Annotated in this window: 12 protein-coding genes; all 12 read left to right on the forward strand. The window is 63.1% G+C overall.

Going from position 1 to position 14,169, the window contains the following annotated elements:
• The first annotated feature begins 10 nt into the window (after window positions 1-10).
• The 12 genes from AC5O5I_RS06905 to alaS all read left to right on the forward strand — a co-directional run bounded on the left by AC5O5I_RS06905 (window position 11) and on the right by alaS (window position 14,169).
• On the forward strand, window positions 11-700 hold the full coding sequence (locus AC5O5I_RS06905) for an ABC transporter permease (RefSeq protein ID WP_016488497.1): 690 nt from the start codon (window positions 11-13) through the stop codon (window positions 698-700).
• Window positions 697-1,395, forward strand: coding sequence for an ABC transporter permease (locus AC5O5I_RS06910; RefSeq protein WP_172222354.1), 699 nt, complete (start codon window positions 697-699; stop codon window positions 1,393-1,395). Before AC5O5I_RS06905 ends, AC5O5I_RS06910 begins: the two co-directional genes overlap by 4 nt.
• Before the next feature lie 22 nt (window positions 1,396-1,417).
• Window positions 1,418-2,182, forward strand: coding sequence for an ABC transporter ATP-binding protein (locus AC5O5I_RS06915; RefSeq protein WP_172222359.1), 765 nt, complete (start codon window positions 1,418-1,420; stop codon window positions 2,180-2,182).
• A gap of 98 nt (window positions 2,183-2,280) precedes the next feature.
• Window positions 2,281-3,261: a transcriptional regulator ArgR gene (gene argR / locus AC5O5I_RS06920; protein ID WP_172288087.1), complete on the forward strand. Its 981-nt coding sequence runs from the start codon at window positions 2,281-2,283 to the stop codon at window positions 3,259-3,261.
• 350 nt (window positions 3,262-3,611) lie between these two features.
• Window positions 3,612-4,832 (forward strand): aspartate aminotransferase family protein, encoded by a 1,221-nt coding sequence (locus AC5O5I_RS06925; RefSeq protein ID WP_172222367.1) that lies wholly within the window; start codon window positions 3,612-3,614, stop codon window positions 4,830-4,832.
• A 130-nt stretch (window positions 4,833-4,962) separates the two neighbouring features.
• Window positions 4,963-5,982 carry an arginine/ornithine succinyltransferase subunit alpha gene (aruF, locus tag AC5O5I_RS06930; RefSeq protein WP_172222371.1) on the forward strand — a complete coding sequence of 340 codons (1,020 nt, stop codon included), beginning with the start codon at window positions 4,963-4,965 and terminating at the stop codon, window positions 5,980-5,982.
• 78 nt (window positions 5,983-6,060) lie between these two features.
• Complete coding sequence (gene astA / locus AC5O5I_RS06935) at window positions 6,061-7,089, forward strand: arginine N-succinyltransferase (RefSeq protein ID WP_172222375.1); 1,029 nt, start codon at window positions 6,061-6,063, stop codon at window positions 7,087-7,089.
• Window positions 7,090-8,553 carry a succinylglutamate-semialdehyde dehydrogenase gene (astD, locus tag AC5O5I_RS06940; RefSeq protein WP_172222379.1) on the forward strand — a complete coding sequence of 488 codons (1,464 nt, stop codon included), beginning with the start codon at window positions 7,090-7,092 and terminating at the stop codon, window positions 8,551-8,553.
• 23 nt (window positions 8,554-8,576) lie between these two features.
• Window positions 8,577-9,926 (forward strand): N-succinylarginine dihydrolase, encoded by a 1,350-nt coding sequence (gene astB / locus AC5O5I_RS06945; protein ID WP_494512253.1) that lies wholly within the window; start codon window positions 8,577-8,579, stop codon window positions 9,924-9,926.
• A gap of 14 nt (window positions 9,927-9,940) precedes the next feature.
• A complete protein-coding gene (locus AC5O5I_RS06950; RefSeq protein ID WP_172222387.1) occupies window positions 9,941-10,231 on the forward strand; it encodes a topoisomerase II in 291 nt (96 codons plus the stop codon).
• A 10-nt stretch (window positions 10,232-10,241) separates the two neighbouring features.
• Window positions 10,242-11,249, forward strand: a complete 1,008-nt coding sequence (gene astE / locus AC5O5I_RS06955; protein WP_494512254.1) for a succinylglutamate desuccinylase — start codon at window positions 10,242-10,244, stop codon at window positions 11,247-11,249.
• A gap of 295 nt (window positions 11,250-11,544) precedes the next feature.
• Window positions 11,545-14,169, forward strand: coding sequence for an alanine--tRNA ligase (alaS, locus tag AC5O5I_RS06960; RefSeq protein WP_494512255.1), 2,625 nt, complete (start codon window positions 11,545-11,547; stop codon window positions 14,167-14,169).

The raw sequence follows: 14,169 nt of genomic DNA on the forward strand, positions 1-14,169 counted from the left end.
AATACCAAACATGTTGAAAGGCTATGGGGCAGTCATCCTCGACGGGGCGTGGCTGACGCTGCAGCTTGCCTTGTCGTCGATGGCCCTGGCCATTGTCCTCGGCCTGATCGGCGTGGCGCTGCGTTTGTCGCCGGTGCGCTGGCTGGCCTGGCTGGGTGATCTGTATTCCACGGTGATCCGTGGCATTCCGGACCTGGTCCTGATCCTGCTGATCTTCTACGGCGGGCAAGACATCATCAACCGGGTGGCACCGCTGCTCGGGTACGAAGACTACATCGACCTGAATCCGCTGGTTGCGGGTATCGGCACCCTGGGCTTCATTTTTGGCGCTTACCTGTCGGAAACCTTCCGCGGTGCCTTCCTCGGCATCCCCAAGGGCCAGGCCGAAGCGGGCGTGGCGTATGGCATGAGCAACCGCCAGGTGTTCTTCCGCATCCAGGTGCCGCAAATGATTCGCCTGGCGATCCCTGGCTTCACCAACAACTGGCTGGTGCTGACCAAGGCCACTGCGCTGATCTCGGTGGTCGGGCTGCAGGACATGATGTTCAAGGCCAAGCAGGCGGCCGATGCCACCCGCGAGCCTTTCACCTTTTTCCTGGCGGTGGCGGCGTTGTACCTGGTGCTGACAAGCGTTTCGCTGCTGGCCCTGAAGTATCTCGAGCGCCGCTATTCGGTGGGCGTCAAGGTAGCTGAACTATGATCTTCGACTACAACGTTGTCTGGGAGGCATTGCCGATGTATTTCGGCGGCCTGCTGACCACCCTCAAGCTGCTGGCGATTTCGCTGTTCTTCGGTCTTTTGGCGGCTGTGCCGCTGGGCCTGATGCGCGTGTCGAAACAGCCGGTGGTCAACCTCACCGCCTGGCTCTACACCTACGTGATCCGCGGCACGCCGATGCTGGTGCAGCTGTTTCTGATCTACTATGGCCTGGCCCAGTTCGAAGCGGTGCGTGAAAGTATCTTCTGGCCTTTGCTGTCCAGTGCCACCTTCTGTGCCTGTCTGGCGTTCGGCATCAACACCAGCGCCTACACCGCCGAAATCATCGCCGGCAGCCTCAAGGCCACGCCCCATGGCGAGATCGAGGCAGCCAAGGCCATGGGTATGTCGCGCATGAAGATGTACCGGCGCATCCTGCTGCCTTCGGCCATGCGCCGTGCGCTGCCGCAGTACAGCAACGAAGTGATCATGATGCTGCAGACCACCAGCCTGGCGTCGATCGTTACCCTGATCGACATCACCGGTGCCGCGCGTACGGTCAATGCCCAGTACTACCTGCCTTTCGAGGCCTACATCACGGCGGGCGTGTTCTACCTGTGCCTGACCTTCATCCTGGTGCGCCTGTTCAAGATGGCCGAACGCCGCTGGCTCGGCTACCTGGCGCCGCGCAAGCACTGACCGCTTTGTGAGAATCGACAGCATGTACAAACTCGAAGTCCAAGACCTGCACAAGCGCTATGGCAGCCATGAAGTGCTCAAGGGCGTGTCCCTGGCGGCCAAGGCCGGCGACGTCATCAGCATTATCGGCTCCAGCGGTTCGGGCAAGTCGACCTTTCTGCGCTGCATCAACCTGCTGGAGCAGCCGCACGCCGGCAAGATCCTGCTCAACAACGAAGAGCTGAAACTGGTCGCGGGCAAGGACGGCGCGCTCAAGGCAGCCGACCCGCGCCAACTGCAGCGCATGCGCTCGCGCCTGTCGATGGTGTTCCAGCACTTCAACCTGTGGTCGCACATGACCGCGCTGGAAAACATCATCGAAGCGCCGGTGCACGTGTTGGGCATGAACAGGAAAGAGGCGCTGGAAAAAGCCGAGCACTACCTGGCCAAGGTCGGTGTCGCCCACCGCAAGGACGCTTTCCCCGGGCACATGTCTGGCGGCGAGCAACAACGTGTGGCAATTGCCCGGGCCCTGGCCATGGAGCCTGAGGTTATGCTGTTCGACGAGCCGACCTCGGCGCTGGACCCGGAGCTGGTAGGCGACGTGCTGAAGGTGATGCAGGCGCTGGCCCAGGAAGGCCGGACCATGGTGGTGGTAACCCACGAAATGGGCTTTGCCCGCGAGGTGTCCAACCAGTTGGTGTTCCTGCACAAGGGCCTGGTCGAAGAGACCGGCTGCCCGCGTGAAGTATTGGCCAACCCGCGGTCGGAGCGCTTGAAGCAGTTCCTCTCCGGCAGCCTGAAGTAAAAGCTGCATTTTTGCACCAGAATAGGGCATGCTGCGCGGCGAGCGCAGCCTGACCCGGCGCACAGACTCGAACGACCCCAGGTTTCGGACCGCACCCTATGACCACCCAGCGAATCGGTTTTCTCATCTGGCCCAGCACCAGGCCCTTGACCCTGGCGCTGGCAGAGGAAGTGTTGCTGGTGGCGCAGCGGGTGCATCCGGACGTGGTCTACGAGTTGGCGTTCCTGCAGGCGGAGCCTGCGCAGGAAAGTGCCTGGCGCCTGCCTGGCGAGCCGTGGACTGGCCGGCTTGAGGGCTTCCACAAGCTGTTTCTGCTCGCCGATGAACCGCCTGTGGCGATGGGGGCTGCCTTGTCGGCGGCGCTCAAGCAGCTGGCCCGTAGCGGCTGCATGATTGGCGGGTTGTCCGCTGGTGTTTATCCGCTGGCGATGCTGGGCCTGCTCGACGGCTATCGGGCTGCGGTGCACTGGCGCTGGCAGGATGATTTTGCCGAACGCTTCCCCAAGGTCATCGCCACCAGCCACCTGTTCGACTGGGACCGTGATCGCCTGACCGCCTGTGGCGGCATGGCCGTTACCGACCTGATGCTGGCAGTGCTGGCCCGTGATCACGGCGCGGAGCTGGCGGGGGCGGTGTCGGAGGAGCTGGTAGTCGAACGCATTCGCGAGGGTGGCGAGCGCCAGCGCATTCCGTTGCAGAACCGCCTGGGCTCGAGCCATCCGAAGCTGACCCAGGCGGTTCTTTTGATGGAAGCCAACATCGAAGAGCCGCTGACTACCGATGAAATTGCCCAGCACGTATGCGTGTCGCGCCGGCAGCTGGAGCGCATCTTCAAGCAGTACCTGAATCGTGTGCCGAGCCAGTACTACCTGGAGCTGCGGTTGAACAAGGCGCGGCAGATGCTGATGCAGACCAGCAAGTCGATCATCCAGATCGGGTTGTCCTGCGGGTTCTCTTCCGGGCCGCATTTTTCCAGTGCGTACCGCAATTTCTTTGGCGCGACGCCGCGAGAAGATCGGAACCAGCGGCGTAGCAGCAGCCCGTTCGAATTGAGTTCGGCGCCTGCCGAAAAGGGCTGAGATTTCGGTTGGGTTTGGGATGAGTGCCTGGGGGGTATGCCTTGAGGGTGATGGTGGGGCGGATATCGAGCGCCGCCCGCGCGGCGCTCGATTTCCGCCACAACACAACACCAACGACTTGCACCCGCCGCTTCCCCGAATTGTCTGTGAACACCCGTTCACCCAGCCCCCTCTCTCCCGTACACTGCGCGTTTGCGACAGTGTTTGTCGCATTGCCGAAAACCTTCTCAAAACTGGGTTTTGCGCTGTAACAAGTTGTCGCTTGGCCGCAAGGACAGGCGCGGATCAGTCCTTACAATCCCCCCATCGCTCGCCACTTCCAGGCCAGCGTTCCTCTTCAGGAGACTCAGATGTCCGTTGAGCAAGCCCCGGTGCAACGTGCCGATTTCGACCAGGTCATGGTCCCCAACTATTCTCCGGCGGCCTTCATTCCTGTGCGAGGCGAGGGTTCCCGAGTCTGGGACCAGTCGGGTCGCGAGCTGATCGACTTTGCCGGCGGCATCGCGGTCAACGCCCTGGGCCACTGCCACCCGGCACTGGTCAAGGCCCTGACCGAGCAGGCCAACACCCTCTGGCATGTATCCAACGTGTTCACCAACGAGCCGGCCCTGCGCCTGGCCCACAAGCTGGTGGACGCCACCTTTGCCGACCGTGCGTTCTTCTGCAACTCCGGCGCCGAAGCCAACGAGGCCGCCTTCAAGCTGGCCCGTCGCGTCGCCCATGACCGCTTCGGCCCTGAAAAGCACGAAATCATTGCCACCGTAAACAGCTTCCACGGTCGTACCCTGTTCACTGTCAGTGTCGGTGGCCAGCCGAAGTACTCCGACGGCTTCGGCCCGAAGATCACCGGAATCAGCCACGTGCCATACAACGACCTGGAAGCGTTGAAGGCACAGATTTCCGACAAGACCTGCGCCGTTGTGATCGAACCGATCCAGGGCGAGAGTGGCGTGGTGCCGGCTGACCTGGCCTACCTGGAAGGCGCGCGCAAGCTGTGTGACCAGCACAACGCCCTGCTGGTCTTTGACGAAGTGCAGACCGGTGTGGGTCGTACCGGCTCGCTGTACGCCTACCAGCACTACGGCGTGACGCCGGACATCCTGACCAGCGCCAAGAGCCTGGGCGGGGGCTTCCCTATCGGCGCCATGCTGACCACCAACGAACTGGCCAAGCACCTGGCCGTCGGTACCCACGGCACCACCTACGGCGGCAACCCGCTGGGCTGCGCCGTGGCCTGCGCGGTGCTGGATGTGATCAACACGCCGCAAACCCTGGCCGGCATCAAAGCCAAGCATGAGCGCTTCAAAACCCGCCTGGAGCAGATCGGCCAGAAGTACAAGCTGTTCAGCCAGGTGCGTGGGGTGGGCCTGCTGCTGGGCTGCGTGCTGACCGAGGCCTGGCAAGGCAAGGCCAAGGACGTGCTCAACGCTGCCGAAAAGGAAGGTGTGATGGTGCTGCAGGCCGGCCCGGACGTGGTTCGCTTCGCGCCAAGCCTGGTGGTTGAAGATGCCGACATCGATGCCGGCCTTGACCGCTTCGAGCGCGCCGTGGCCACCCTGACCCAGGGCTGATTCACCTGCGTTCCCTTCGCCGGCCCCTGTCGTGACCGGGCCGGCGATAGCCGATTTCAGTGCAGGTGCCTGTGTGCCTGCCGTTTTTCCGTGCCGCCGTGAACGGCCCGTATTCCAAAGGAGTGACACCATGCTGGTGATGCGCCCCGCGCAAATGGCTGATCTGAACGAAGTGCAGCGCATGGCTGCAGACAGCCCCATTGGTGTCACCTCGCTGCCGGACGACACCGCTCGCCTGGGCGACAAGATCGCCGCTTCCGAAACTTCCTTCGCCGCCGAGGTCAGCTTCAACGGCGAAGAAAGCTATTTCTTCGTGCTCGAAGATAGTGAAACCGGCAAGCTGGCGGGCTGCTCCGCCATCGTCGCTTCTGCCGGCTACTCCGAGCCGTTCTACAGCTTTCGTAACGAGACCTTCGTGCACGCCTCGCGCGAGCTGAAGATCCACAACAAGATTCACGTGCTGTCGCTGTGTCATGACCTGACCGGCAACAGTCTGCTGACCAGCTTCTACGTGTTGCCGGAACTGGTGAGCAGTGGCTGGGCCGAGCTCAACTCGCGCGGCCGCCTGCTGTTCATGGCCGCGCACCCGGAGCGTTTTGCCGACTCGGTGGTCACGGAGATCGTCGGCTACAGCGACGAGCAGGGTGAATCGCCGTTCTGGGATTCCATCGGCCGCAATTTCTTCGACCTCAACTACGCCCATGCCGAGCGCCTGTGCGGCTTGAAAAGCCGTACGTTCCTGGCCGAGCTGATGCCTCACTACCCGATCTATGTGCCGCTGCTGCCCGATGAAGCGCAGGAAGCCATGGGTCAGGTGCACCCGCGCGCGCAGATCACCTTCGACATCCTCATGCGTGAAGGCTTCGAAACCGAGCACTACATCGACATCTTCGACGGCGGCCCAACCCTGCATGCGCGTACTTCGGGCATTCGCTCGATCGCGCAAAGCCGCGTGGTACCCGTGAAAATCGAGGAAGCTCCGGCCAAGGGCAGCCGCCCGTACCTGGTCTGCAATGGCCAGTTGCAGGACTACCGCGCGGTGCTGCTGGAGCTCGACTGGGTGCCGGGCAAGCCGGTCAGCCTCAGCCTGGCAGCCGCCGATGCACTGGGTGTGGGCGAGGGCGCGAGCGTGCGCCTGGTCGCGGTCTGAGGTCTGGCAACAGACGTTTCGGGATTGATGCGTTAGCAGAGTTTCGCGCCGGCAGACGCCGACGCTCAAGGAGATAGCATGATCGTTCGTCCTGTACGCAGCAGCGATTTGCCTGCGTTGATCGAATTGGCACGCAGCACCGGTACCACCGGGCTGACCACGCTGCCGGCCAACGAAGAACGCCTGGGGCATCGCGTTGGCTGGGCGGAAAAAAGCTTTCGCGGCGAAGCCGAGCGTGGCGACACCGACTACCTGTTCGTGCTGGAAAACGACGAAGGCCTGGTGGTGGGCATCAGTGCCATCGCCGGTGCCGTCGGTTTGCGCGAGCCCTGGTACAACTACCGGGTCGGCCTGACCGTCAGCGCCTCGCAGGAGCTGAAGATCTACCGCGAAATCCCTACCCTGTTCCTGGCCAACGACCTGACCGGCAACTCCGAGCTGTGCTCGCTGTTCCTGCGCAGCGACCATCGCTCCGGCCTCAACGGTCGCCTGCTGTCGCGTGCTCGCATGCTGTTCATTGCCGAGTTCCCCGAGCTGTTCGGCAAGAAGATCATTGCCGAAATGCGTGGCATGTCCGACGAGCAAGGCCGCTCGCCATTCTGGGAAAGCCTGGGTCGGCACTTCTTCAAGATGGAGTTCAGCCAGGCCGACTACCTCACCGGCGTGGGCAACAAGTCGTTCATCGCCGAACTGATGCCCAAGTTCCCGTTGTACACCTGCTTCCTGTCCGAGGCGGCGCGTAGCGTGATCGGCCGGGTGCACACCGACACCGAACCGGCGCTGGCCATGCTCAAGCAGGAAGGTTTCAACTACCAGGGCTACGTCGACATCTTCGATGCCGGCCCGGCCATCGAATGCGAGACCGCCAGGATCCGCGCGGTGCGCGAAAGCCAGACCCTGGTGCTGGCGGTAGGCACGCCGGGCGATGACGCCACTCCATTCATCATCCACAACCGCAAACGCGACGACTGCCGCATCACTGCCGCACCTGCGCGGCTGGCTGCCGGTACCCTGGTGGTCGACCCGGCGACCGCCAAGCGCCTGCGCATGGGCGCAGGCGACAATGTGCGCGCCGTGCCGCTGTCTGCAAGCCGGGAGGCCCAGTAAATGACCACGCATTACATCGCAGGCAATTGGCAGTCCGGCCAGGGCGAACCCCTGCAGTCGCTGAACCCGGTGACGCAAGCTGTGGTCTGGCAAGGGCAGGGCGCTGACGCCAGTCAGGTTGACGCTGCCATCAAAGCTGCACGCCAGACCTTCCCGGCCTGGGCGCAACTGAGCCTGGAAGCGCGCATCGATGTACTGGAAAAATTCGCCGAGCAGTTGAAAACCCATGCCGAAGCGCTGGCCCAGTGCATTGGCGAAGAAACCGGCAAGCCGCTGTGGGAATCGGCGACCGAAGTCACCAGCATGATCAACAAGGTGGCGATTTCGGTGCAAAGCTATCGCGAGCGGACGGGGGAAAAAAGCGGCCCGCTGGCCGATGCCACGGCGGTGCTGCGGCACAAGCCGCACGGTGTGGTGGCGGTATTCGGCCCCTACAATTTTCCCGGCCACCTGCCCAATGGTCATATCGTGCCGGCGCTGCTGGCGGGCAATTGCGTGGTGTTCAAGCCCAGCGAGCTGACTCCCAAGGTCGCCGAACTGACCGTCAACTGCTGGATCGCTGCGGGCTTGCCGGCGGGTGTGCTCAATCTGGTGCAGGGCGCGCGCGAGACCGGCGTTGCGCTGGCCGCCAACGCAGGTATCGATGGGCTGTTCTTCACCGGCTCCAGCCGTACCGGCAACCTGCTGCACCAGCAGTTCGCAGGGCGCCCGGACAAGATCCTGGCCCTGGAAATGGGCGGCAACAACCCACTGGTGGTGGATGAGGTCAAGGACCTCGATGCTGCGGTATACACCATCATCCAGTCGGCATTCATTTCCGCTGGCCAGCGCTGCACCTGTGCCCGCCGCCTGCTGGTTCCGCAAGGCGCCTGGGGTGATGCGCTGATCACCCGCCTGGTCGAGGTGTGCAGAACCATCACGGTCGGCGCCTTCGATCAGCAGCCAGCACCGTTCATGGGCTCGGTGATTTCGCTGCAGGCGGCGCGGGCGCTGATCGCAGCCCAGGCCGAACTGGTCGCCAAGGGCGCCGTAAAACTCCTGGAAATGACCCAGCCGCAGGCGAATGCTGCGCTGCTGACCCCCGGCATTGTCGATGTCACCGCCGTGGCTGGGCGCCCGGACGAAGAGTTCTTCGGCCCGCTGCTGCAAGTTGTGCGCTATGTCGATTTCGACGCTGCCATCGATGAAGCCAACAACACCCAGTACGGCCTGGCCGCCGGGTTGCTGTCCGACTCCCGTGCGCGCTATCAGTACTTCTGGCTGCGTAGCCGCGCCGGTATCGTCAACTGGAACAAGCAACTGACCGGTGCCGCCAGCAGCGCGCCTTTCGGTGGCGTGGGTGCCAGCGGCAACCACCGTGCCAGTGCCTATTACGCGGCCGACTACTGCGCTTACCCCGTGGCTTCGCTGGAGACCGCCAGCCTTGCCTTGCCGGCCACCCTCACGCCGGGCATCACCCTATAACAACAGGTCACGGAGCCTAGCCGATGAAATCCTATGAAGTGAATTTTGATGGCCTGGTGGGGCCTACCCACAACTATGGCGGCCTGTCCTACGGCAACGTGGCTTCGCAAAGCAACAGCCAGCAGGGTTCAAGCCCGCGTGAAGCGGCGCGCCAGGGCCTGGCAAAAATGAAAGCCCTGGCCGACATGGGCTTCAAGCAGGGTGTGCTGGCGCCGCAGGAGCGCCCCGACGTGGCCGCGCTGCGCCGCCTGGGCTTCAGCGGCAGCGATTCCGAGGTGATCCAGCGCGCCGCCATCGATGCCATGCCGCTGCTGGTGGCCAGCTGTTCGGCGTCGAGCATGTGGGTGGCCAACGCCGCCACGGTCAGCCCCAGTGCCGACACCGCCGATGGCCGTGTGCACTTCACCGCCGCCAACCTCAACTGCAAGTACCACCGCAGCATCGAGCACCCGACCACCAGCCGCGTGCTGGGGGCCATGTTCAACAACGAGAAACACTTTGCCCACCACCCGGCGCTGCCTGCCGTGGCACAGTTCGGTGACGAGGGGGCGGCCAACCATACGCGGTTCTGCCGTGGCTATGGTGAGGCTGGCGTCGAGTTTTTCGTCTACGGTCGCAGTGCCTTCGACAGCCGTTATCCGGCGCCGCAGAAGTATCCGGCGCGGCAAACCCTCGAAGCTTCGCAGGCAGTGGCCCGGCTGCATGGGCTGAGCGATGACGGGGTGGTCTACGCTCAACAGAACCCGGCAGTGATCGACCAGGGCGTATTTCACAACGATGTGATTGCTGTGGGTAACGGCGAGGTGCTGTTCTACCACGAGGACGCGTTCCTCGACACCGACGCGGTACTTGGCCAACTGCGAGCTAAACTGGCCAGCAAGGGTGGCAACTTCCAGGCCATCTGCGTGCCGCGGGCGGCGGTGGGGGTAGAGGACGCGGTGCGTTCCTACCTGTTCAACAGCCAGCTGCTCAGCCGTGATGACGGCTCCATGCTGCTGGTGGTGCCGGAAGAATGCCGCAGCAACGAGCGCGTGTGGGCCTACCTGGGCCAGCTGACGCACCAAGGCGGCCCGGTGAAGGAGGTCAAGGTGTTCGACCTCAAGCAAAGCATGCAGAACGGCGGTGGCCCGGCTTGCCTGCGTTTGCGCGTGGCATTGAAAGAAACCGAACTGGCGGCGGTCAACCAAGGCGTTATCATGACCGCCCCGCTGTACGACACCCTGCTGCAATGGGTCGACAAGCATTACCGTGATCGCCTTGTAGAGGCGGACCTGGCCGACCCACAGCTACTGCTGGAGTGCCGTACGGCCCTGGACGAATTGACCCAGATCCTGAAGTTGGGCTCGGTGTATCCGTTCCAACGCCAACCTTGAAGAGAGACTTTGTTATGACCGACGCCCTGCGCCTGATCCTTGAAGATGAAGACGGCACCCAGCTGGAAACCTCCTGCACCCGCTTTGCCGTGGTCTGGCAAGGCAAGGAAGTGTGGATTCAGCAGGATGGCCGTGGCCAGCTGCTGATCGGTGTGGATGTCGATGAGGACGATAGCGAATACGCCAACCTGCTGCTGCGTCCGATGGCCACCAACCTGGTCAGCCTGCAGCTGGAAATGGAACCGGCTGAAGTCGCCGAAGGCGACGATCACGTCCATGGTCCCGACTGCGGCCACCACCACTAAGGAAGCCCCTATGCTCGCCCTTGGCAAATTGCTTGAGCTGACCCTCACCGATCACGAACCGGCCGAGAAGACCCAAGTGACACCCAAGGGCGCGCGTTTGCGCTGGCTGGGGGAGGGCGCGCTCGAAGTGCGTCCCCCCGAAGCCGAGGATTGCGGGCTGGACCTGCTGCTCTCCGCCGGTATTCACGGTAACGAGACGGCGCCGATAGAGCTGCTCGAGCGGCTGCTCCACGGCGTCGCCAACGGCAAGATCAAACCGAAAGCGCGGGTGCTGTTCCTGTTTGGCAACCCCGCAGCGATCCGCAAGGGCGAGCGCTTCATCGAGCAGGACATCAACCGCCTGTTCAATGGCCGCCACGAGCTGTCCAGCGGCTTCGAGGCCCTGCGTGCCGCCGAGCTGGAACAATTCGCCCGGGTGTTCTTCAGCAAGCCGCTGCGCAGCCGCCTGCATTACGACCTGCATACCGCCATTCGCGGTTCGAAGATCGAGCAGTTTGCCCTTTATCCTTATAAAGAGGGCCGCACCCATTCCCGCCGCGAGCTGGCGCGCCTGGCCGCAGCAGGCATGGAGGCCGTGCTGCTGCAGAGCAAGTCCTCCATCACCTTCAGTGCCTTCACCTACGAGCAACTGGATGCCGAAGCATTCACCCTGGAGCTCGGCAAGGCGAGACCGTTCGGGCAGAACGAGCAGGTCAACCTCGACAGGCTGGAGGAGCGGCTGATCCAGATCATCGAAGGCACCGAGCCAGAGGGTGAAAGCTCTCTGGATGGTCTGCAGCTGTTCAGCGTCTCCCGCGAGATCATCAAGCACAGCGACAGCTTTCACCTGCACCTGCCTGCAGACATCGAGAACTTCTCCGAGCTCAGCAAGGGTTACCTGCTGGCCGAAGACCTGGCCGAAACGCGCTGGGTGGTGGAAGAGGAGGGCGCGCGCATCATCTTTCCCAACCCCAAGGTAAGAAATGGCCTGCGGGCGGGCATCCTGATCGTGCCGGATTCGGGCCAGCAGCTGGGGTGAGGCGCCCATCTCAGCCCTGCTATTTCGGATCCCATTACGGATGAACACCTTTTAATTCACCGCCTGTTCCATTTTCCCTTCCCTTGGGCGGTAATTGGCTTGCCAGTGGCGAAAGGCTGGATTTAGCATCCATTCATGCCATTTTCGTTTGCATGGCCATCAAAGCCGTCCAATCGACACTTTCTATCGCATAAACACACTGCACCGAGATTGCAGGACCGATATAATGCGGCCCTTTGCCGTCGTTTCGTCGACGTGTTTGCCCGACTGGGCCGCCGTTTCCGTGGAAGAACCTATGAAAAGCGCAGAAATCCGTGAAGCCTTCCTTCGCTTCTTCGAAGAGCAGGGACATACCCGAGTCGCCTCCAGTTCGCTGATTCCGAACAACGACCCGACCCTGCTGTTCACCAACGCAGGCATGAACCAGTTCAAGGACTGCTTCCTCGGTGCGGAGAAGCGTGCCTACACCCGGGCCGTCAGCAGCCAGAAGTGCGTGCGCGCCGGTGGCAAGCACAACGACCTGGAAAACGTCGGTTATACCGCGCGTCACCACACCTTCTTCGAAATGCTGGGCAACTTCAGCTTCGGCGACTATTTCAAGCGCGACGCCATCACCTTCGCCTGGACCTTCCTGACCTCGGAACAGTGGCTGAACCTGCCCAAGGAAAAGCTCTGGGTCACCGTCTACGCCACTGACGACGAAGCCTACGACATCTGGACCAAGGAAGTTGGCGTGCCGGCCGAGCGCATGGTGCGCATCGGCGACAACAAGGGCGCCCCGTACGCCTCCGACAACTTCTGGACCATGGGCGACACCGGCCCGTGCGGCCCGTGCACCGAGATTTTCTACGACCACGGCGCCGACATCTGGGGCGGCCCGCCCGGCTCGCCGGAAGAAGACGGTGACCGCTACATCGAGATCTGGAACAACGTCTTCATGCAGTTCAACCGCACTGCCGACGGCGTGCTGCACCCGCTGCCAGCGCCGTCGGTGGACACCGGCATGGGCCTGGAGCGCGTCAGCGCCGTGCTGCAGCACGTGCACTCGAACTACGAGATCGACCTGTTCCAGAACCTGCTGGCTGCCGCGGCCAAGGCCATCGGTTGCAGCAACGAGGGCCAGGCCTCGCTCAAAGTGGTCGCCGACCACATCCGTTCGTGCGGCTTCCTTATCGCCGACGGCGTGCTGCCATCCAACGAAGGCCGTGGCTACGTGCTGCGCCGCATCATCCGTCGCGCTTGCCGTCACGGTAACAAGCTGGGCGCCAAGGGCAGCTTCTTCTACCAGATCGTCGCCGCACTGGCTGCCGAGATGGGCGATGCCTTCCCTGAGCTGAAGAGCCAGCAGGCGCACATCGAGCGCGTGCTCAAGGCGGAAGAAGAGCAGTTTGCCAAGACCCTGGAGCAGGGCCTGCGCATCCTCGAGCAGGACCTGGCCCAGCTGCAAGGCGACGTGGTCCCGGGCGACGTGGTGTTCAAGCTCTATGACACCTACGGTTTCCCGATGGACCTGACCGCCGACATCGCCCGTGAGCGTGAGCTGACCATCGACGAAGCCGGCTTCGAGCGCGAAATGGACGCCCAGCGTGAGCGTGCCCGTTCTGCCAGCGCCTTCGGCATGGACTACAACAGTGTGGTCAAGGTCGACAGTGCCACCGAGTTCCTCGGCTATGACGCCACCGAAGGCCAGGGCAAGATCATCGCCCTGTACAAGGACGGCCAGGCGGTCGACCAGCTGGGTGAGGGCGAGCAGGGCGTGGTGGTGCTTGACCGCACGCCGTTCTACGCCGAATCCGGTGGCCAGGTTGGCGACTCGGGCTTCCTGCAGGCCGGCGCTGCACGGTTTGACGTGCGCGACACCACCAAGACCGGTGGTGCCTTCCTGCACCATGGCGTGGTCGCCAGCGGTGCGCTGCTGATCGGTTCGCCGGTCGAGGCCAAGGTCGATGCCGAGGTGCAGCACGCCACCTCGCTGAACCACTCCGCCACCCACCTGCTGCACGAAGCGCTGCGCCAGGTGCTGGGCGAGCACGTGCAGCAGAAGGGCTCGCTGGTCGACAGCCAGCGCCTGCGTTTCGACTTCAGCCACTTCGAGGCACTGAAGCCAGAGCAGATCAAGCTTCTGGAAGACATCGTCAACCGCGAAGTGCGCAAGAACACCCCGGTTGAAACCGAGCTGACCGACATCGAGACCGCCAAGGCCAAAGGTGCCATGGCGCTGTTCGGCGAGAAGTACGGCGATACCGTGCGTGTACTGAGCATGGGCGGCGATTTCTCGGTGGAGCTGTGCGGCGGTATTCACGCCAAGCGAACCGGTGACATCAGCCTGTTCAAGATCATCAGCGAAGGCGGCGTGGCCTCTGGCGTGCGCCGTATCGAAGCAGTTACCGGGGCTGCGGCGCTGGCCTACCTGAACGCTGCCGAAGAGCAGGTCAAGGAAGCCGCGCAGCTGGTCAAGGGTAACCGCGACAACCTGATCGACAAGCTGTCGGCTGTGCTCGAGCGCAACCGCCAGCTGGAGAAGCAGCTTGAACAGCTGCAGGCCAAGGCCGCCAGCGCCGCCGGGGATGATCTCTCCAACGCGGCCGTTGAGGTCAAGGGTGCCAAGGTACTTGCAGCCCGCCTGGATGGGCAGGACGGCAAGGCCCTGCTGGCCCTGGTCGATCAGCTGAAGAACAAGCTCGGCCACGCAGTGATCCTGCTGGGCAGCGAGCATGAGGGCAAGGTCGTGCTGGTGGCCGGCGTGACCAAAGACCTCTCCAGCCAACTCAAGGCTGGCGATCTGATGAAGCAAGCCGCTGCGGCAGTGGGTGGCAAGGGCGGTGGCCGTCCGGACATGGCCCAGGGTGGCGGCGTCGACGTCGCTGCACTGGACCAGGCCCTGGCGCTGGCCGTGCCGTTCGCAGAGCAGGGACTTTGA

The organism is Pseudomonas sp. 9_2_1, assembly GCF_059295275.1.

Bases quoted from the DNA above. Each gene is read 5' to 3' on its own strand.
- AC5O5I_RS06925 (WP_172222367.1), top strand. From the start codon at position 3,612: ATGTCCGTTGAGCAAGCCCCGGTGCAACGTGCCGATTTCGACCAGGTC.
- astB (WP_494512253.1), top strand. From the start codon at position 8,577: ATGAAATCCTATGAAGTGAATTTTGATGGCCTGGTGGGGCCTACCCAC.
- AC5O5I_RS06950 (WP_172222387.1), top strand. From the start codon at position 9,941: ATGACCGACGCCCTGCGCCTGATCCTTGAAGATGAAGACGGCACCCAG.
- AC5O5I_RS06910 (WP_172222354.1), top strand. From the start codon at position 697: ATGATCTTCGACTACAACGTTGTCTGGGAGGCATTGCCGATGTATTTC.
- alaS (WP_494512255.1), top strand. From the start codon at position 11,545: ATGAAAAGCGCAGAAATCCGTGAAGCCTTCCTTCGCTTCTTCGAAGAG.
- astA (WP_172222375.1), top strand. From the start codon at position 6,061: ATGATCGTTCGTCCTGTACGCAGCAGCGATTTGCCTGCGTTGATCGAA.
- AC5O5I_RS06915 (WP_172222359.1), top strand. From the start codon at position 1,418: ATGTACAAACTCGAAGTCCAAGACCTGCACAAGCGCTATGGCAGCCAT.
- argR (WP_172288087.1), top strand. From the start codon at position 2,281: ATGACCACCCAGCGAATCGGTTTTCTCATCTGGCCCAGCACCAGGCCC.
- astD (WP_172222379.1), top strand. From the start codon at position 7,090: ATGACCACGCATTACATCGCAGGCAATTGGCAGTCCGGCCAGGGCGAA.
- aruF (WP_172222371.1), top strand. From the start codon at position 4,963: ATGCTGGTGATGCGCCCCGCGCAAATGGCTGATCTGAACGAAGTGCAG.
- AC5O5I_RS06905 (WP_016488497.1), top strand. From the start codon at position 11: ATGTTGAAAGGCTATGGGGCAGTCATCCTCGACGGGGCGTGGCTGACG.
- astE (WP_494512254.1), top strand. From the start codon at position 10,242: ATGCTCGCCCTTGGCAAATTGCTTGAGCTGACCCTCACCGATCACGAA.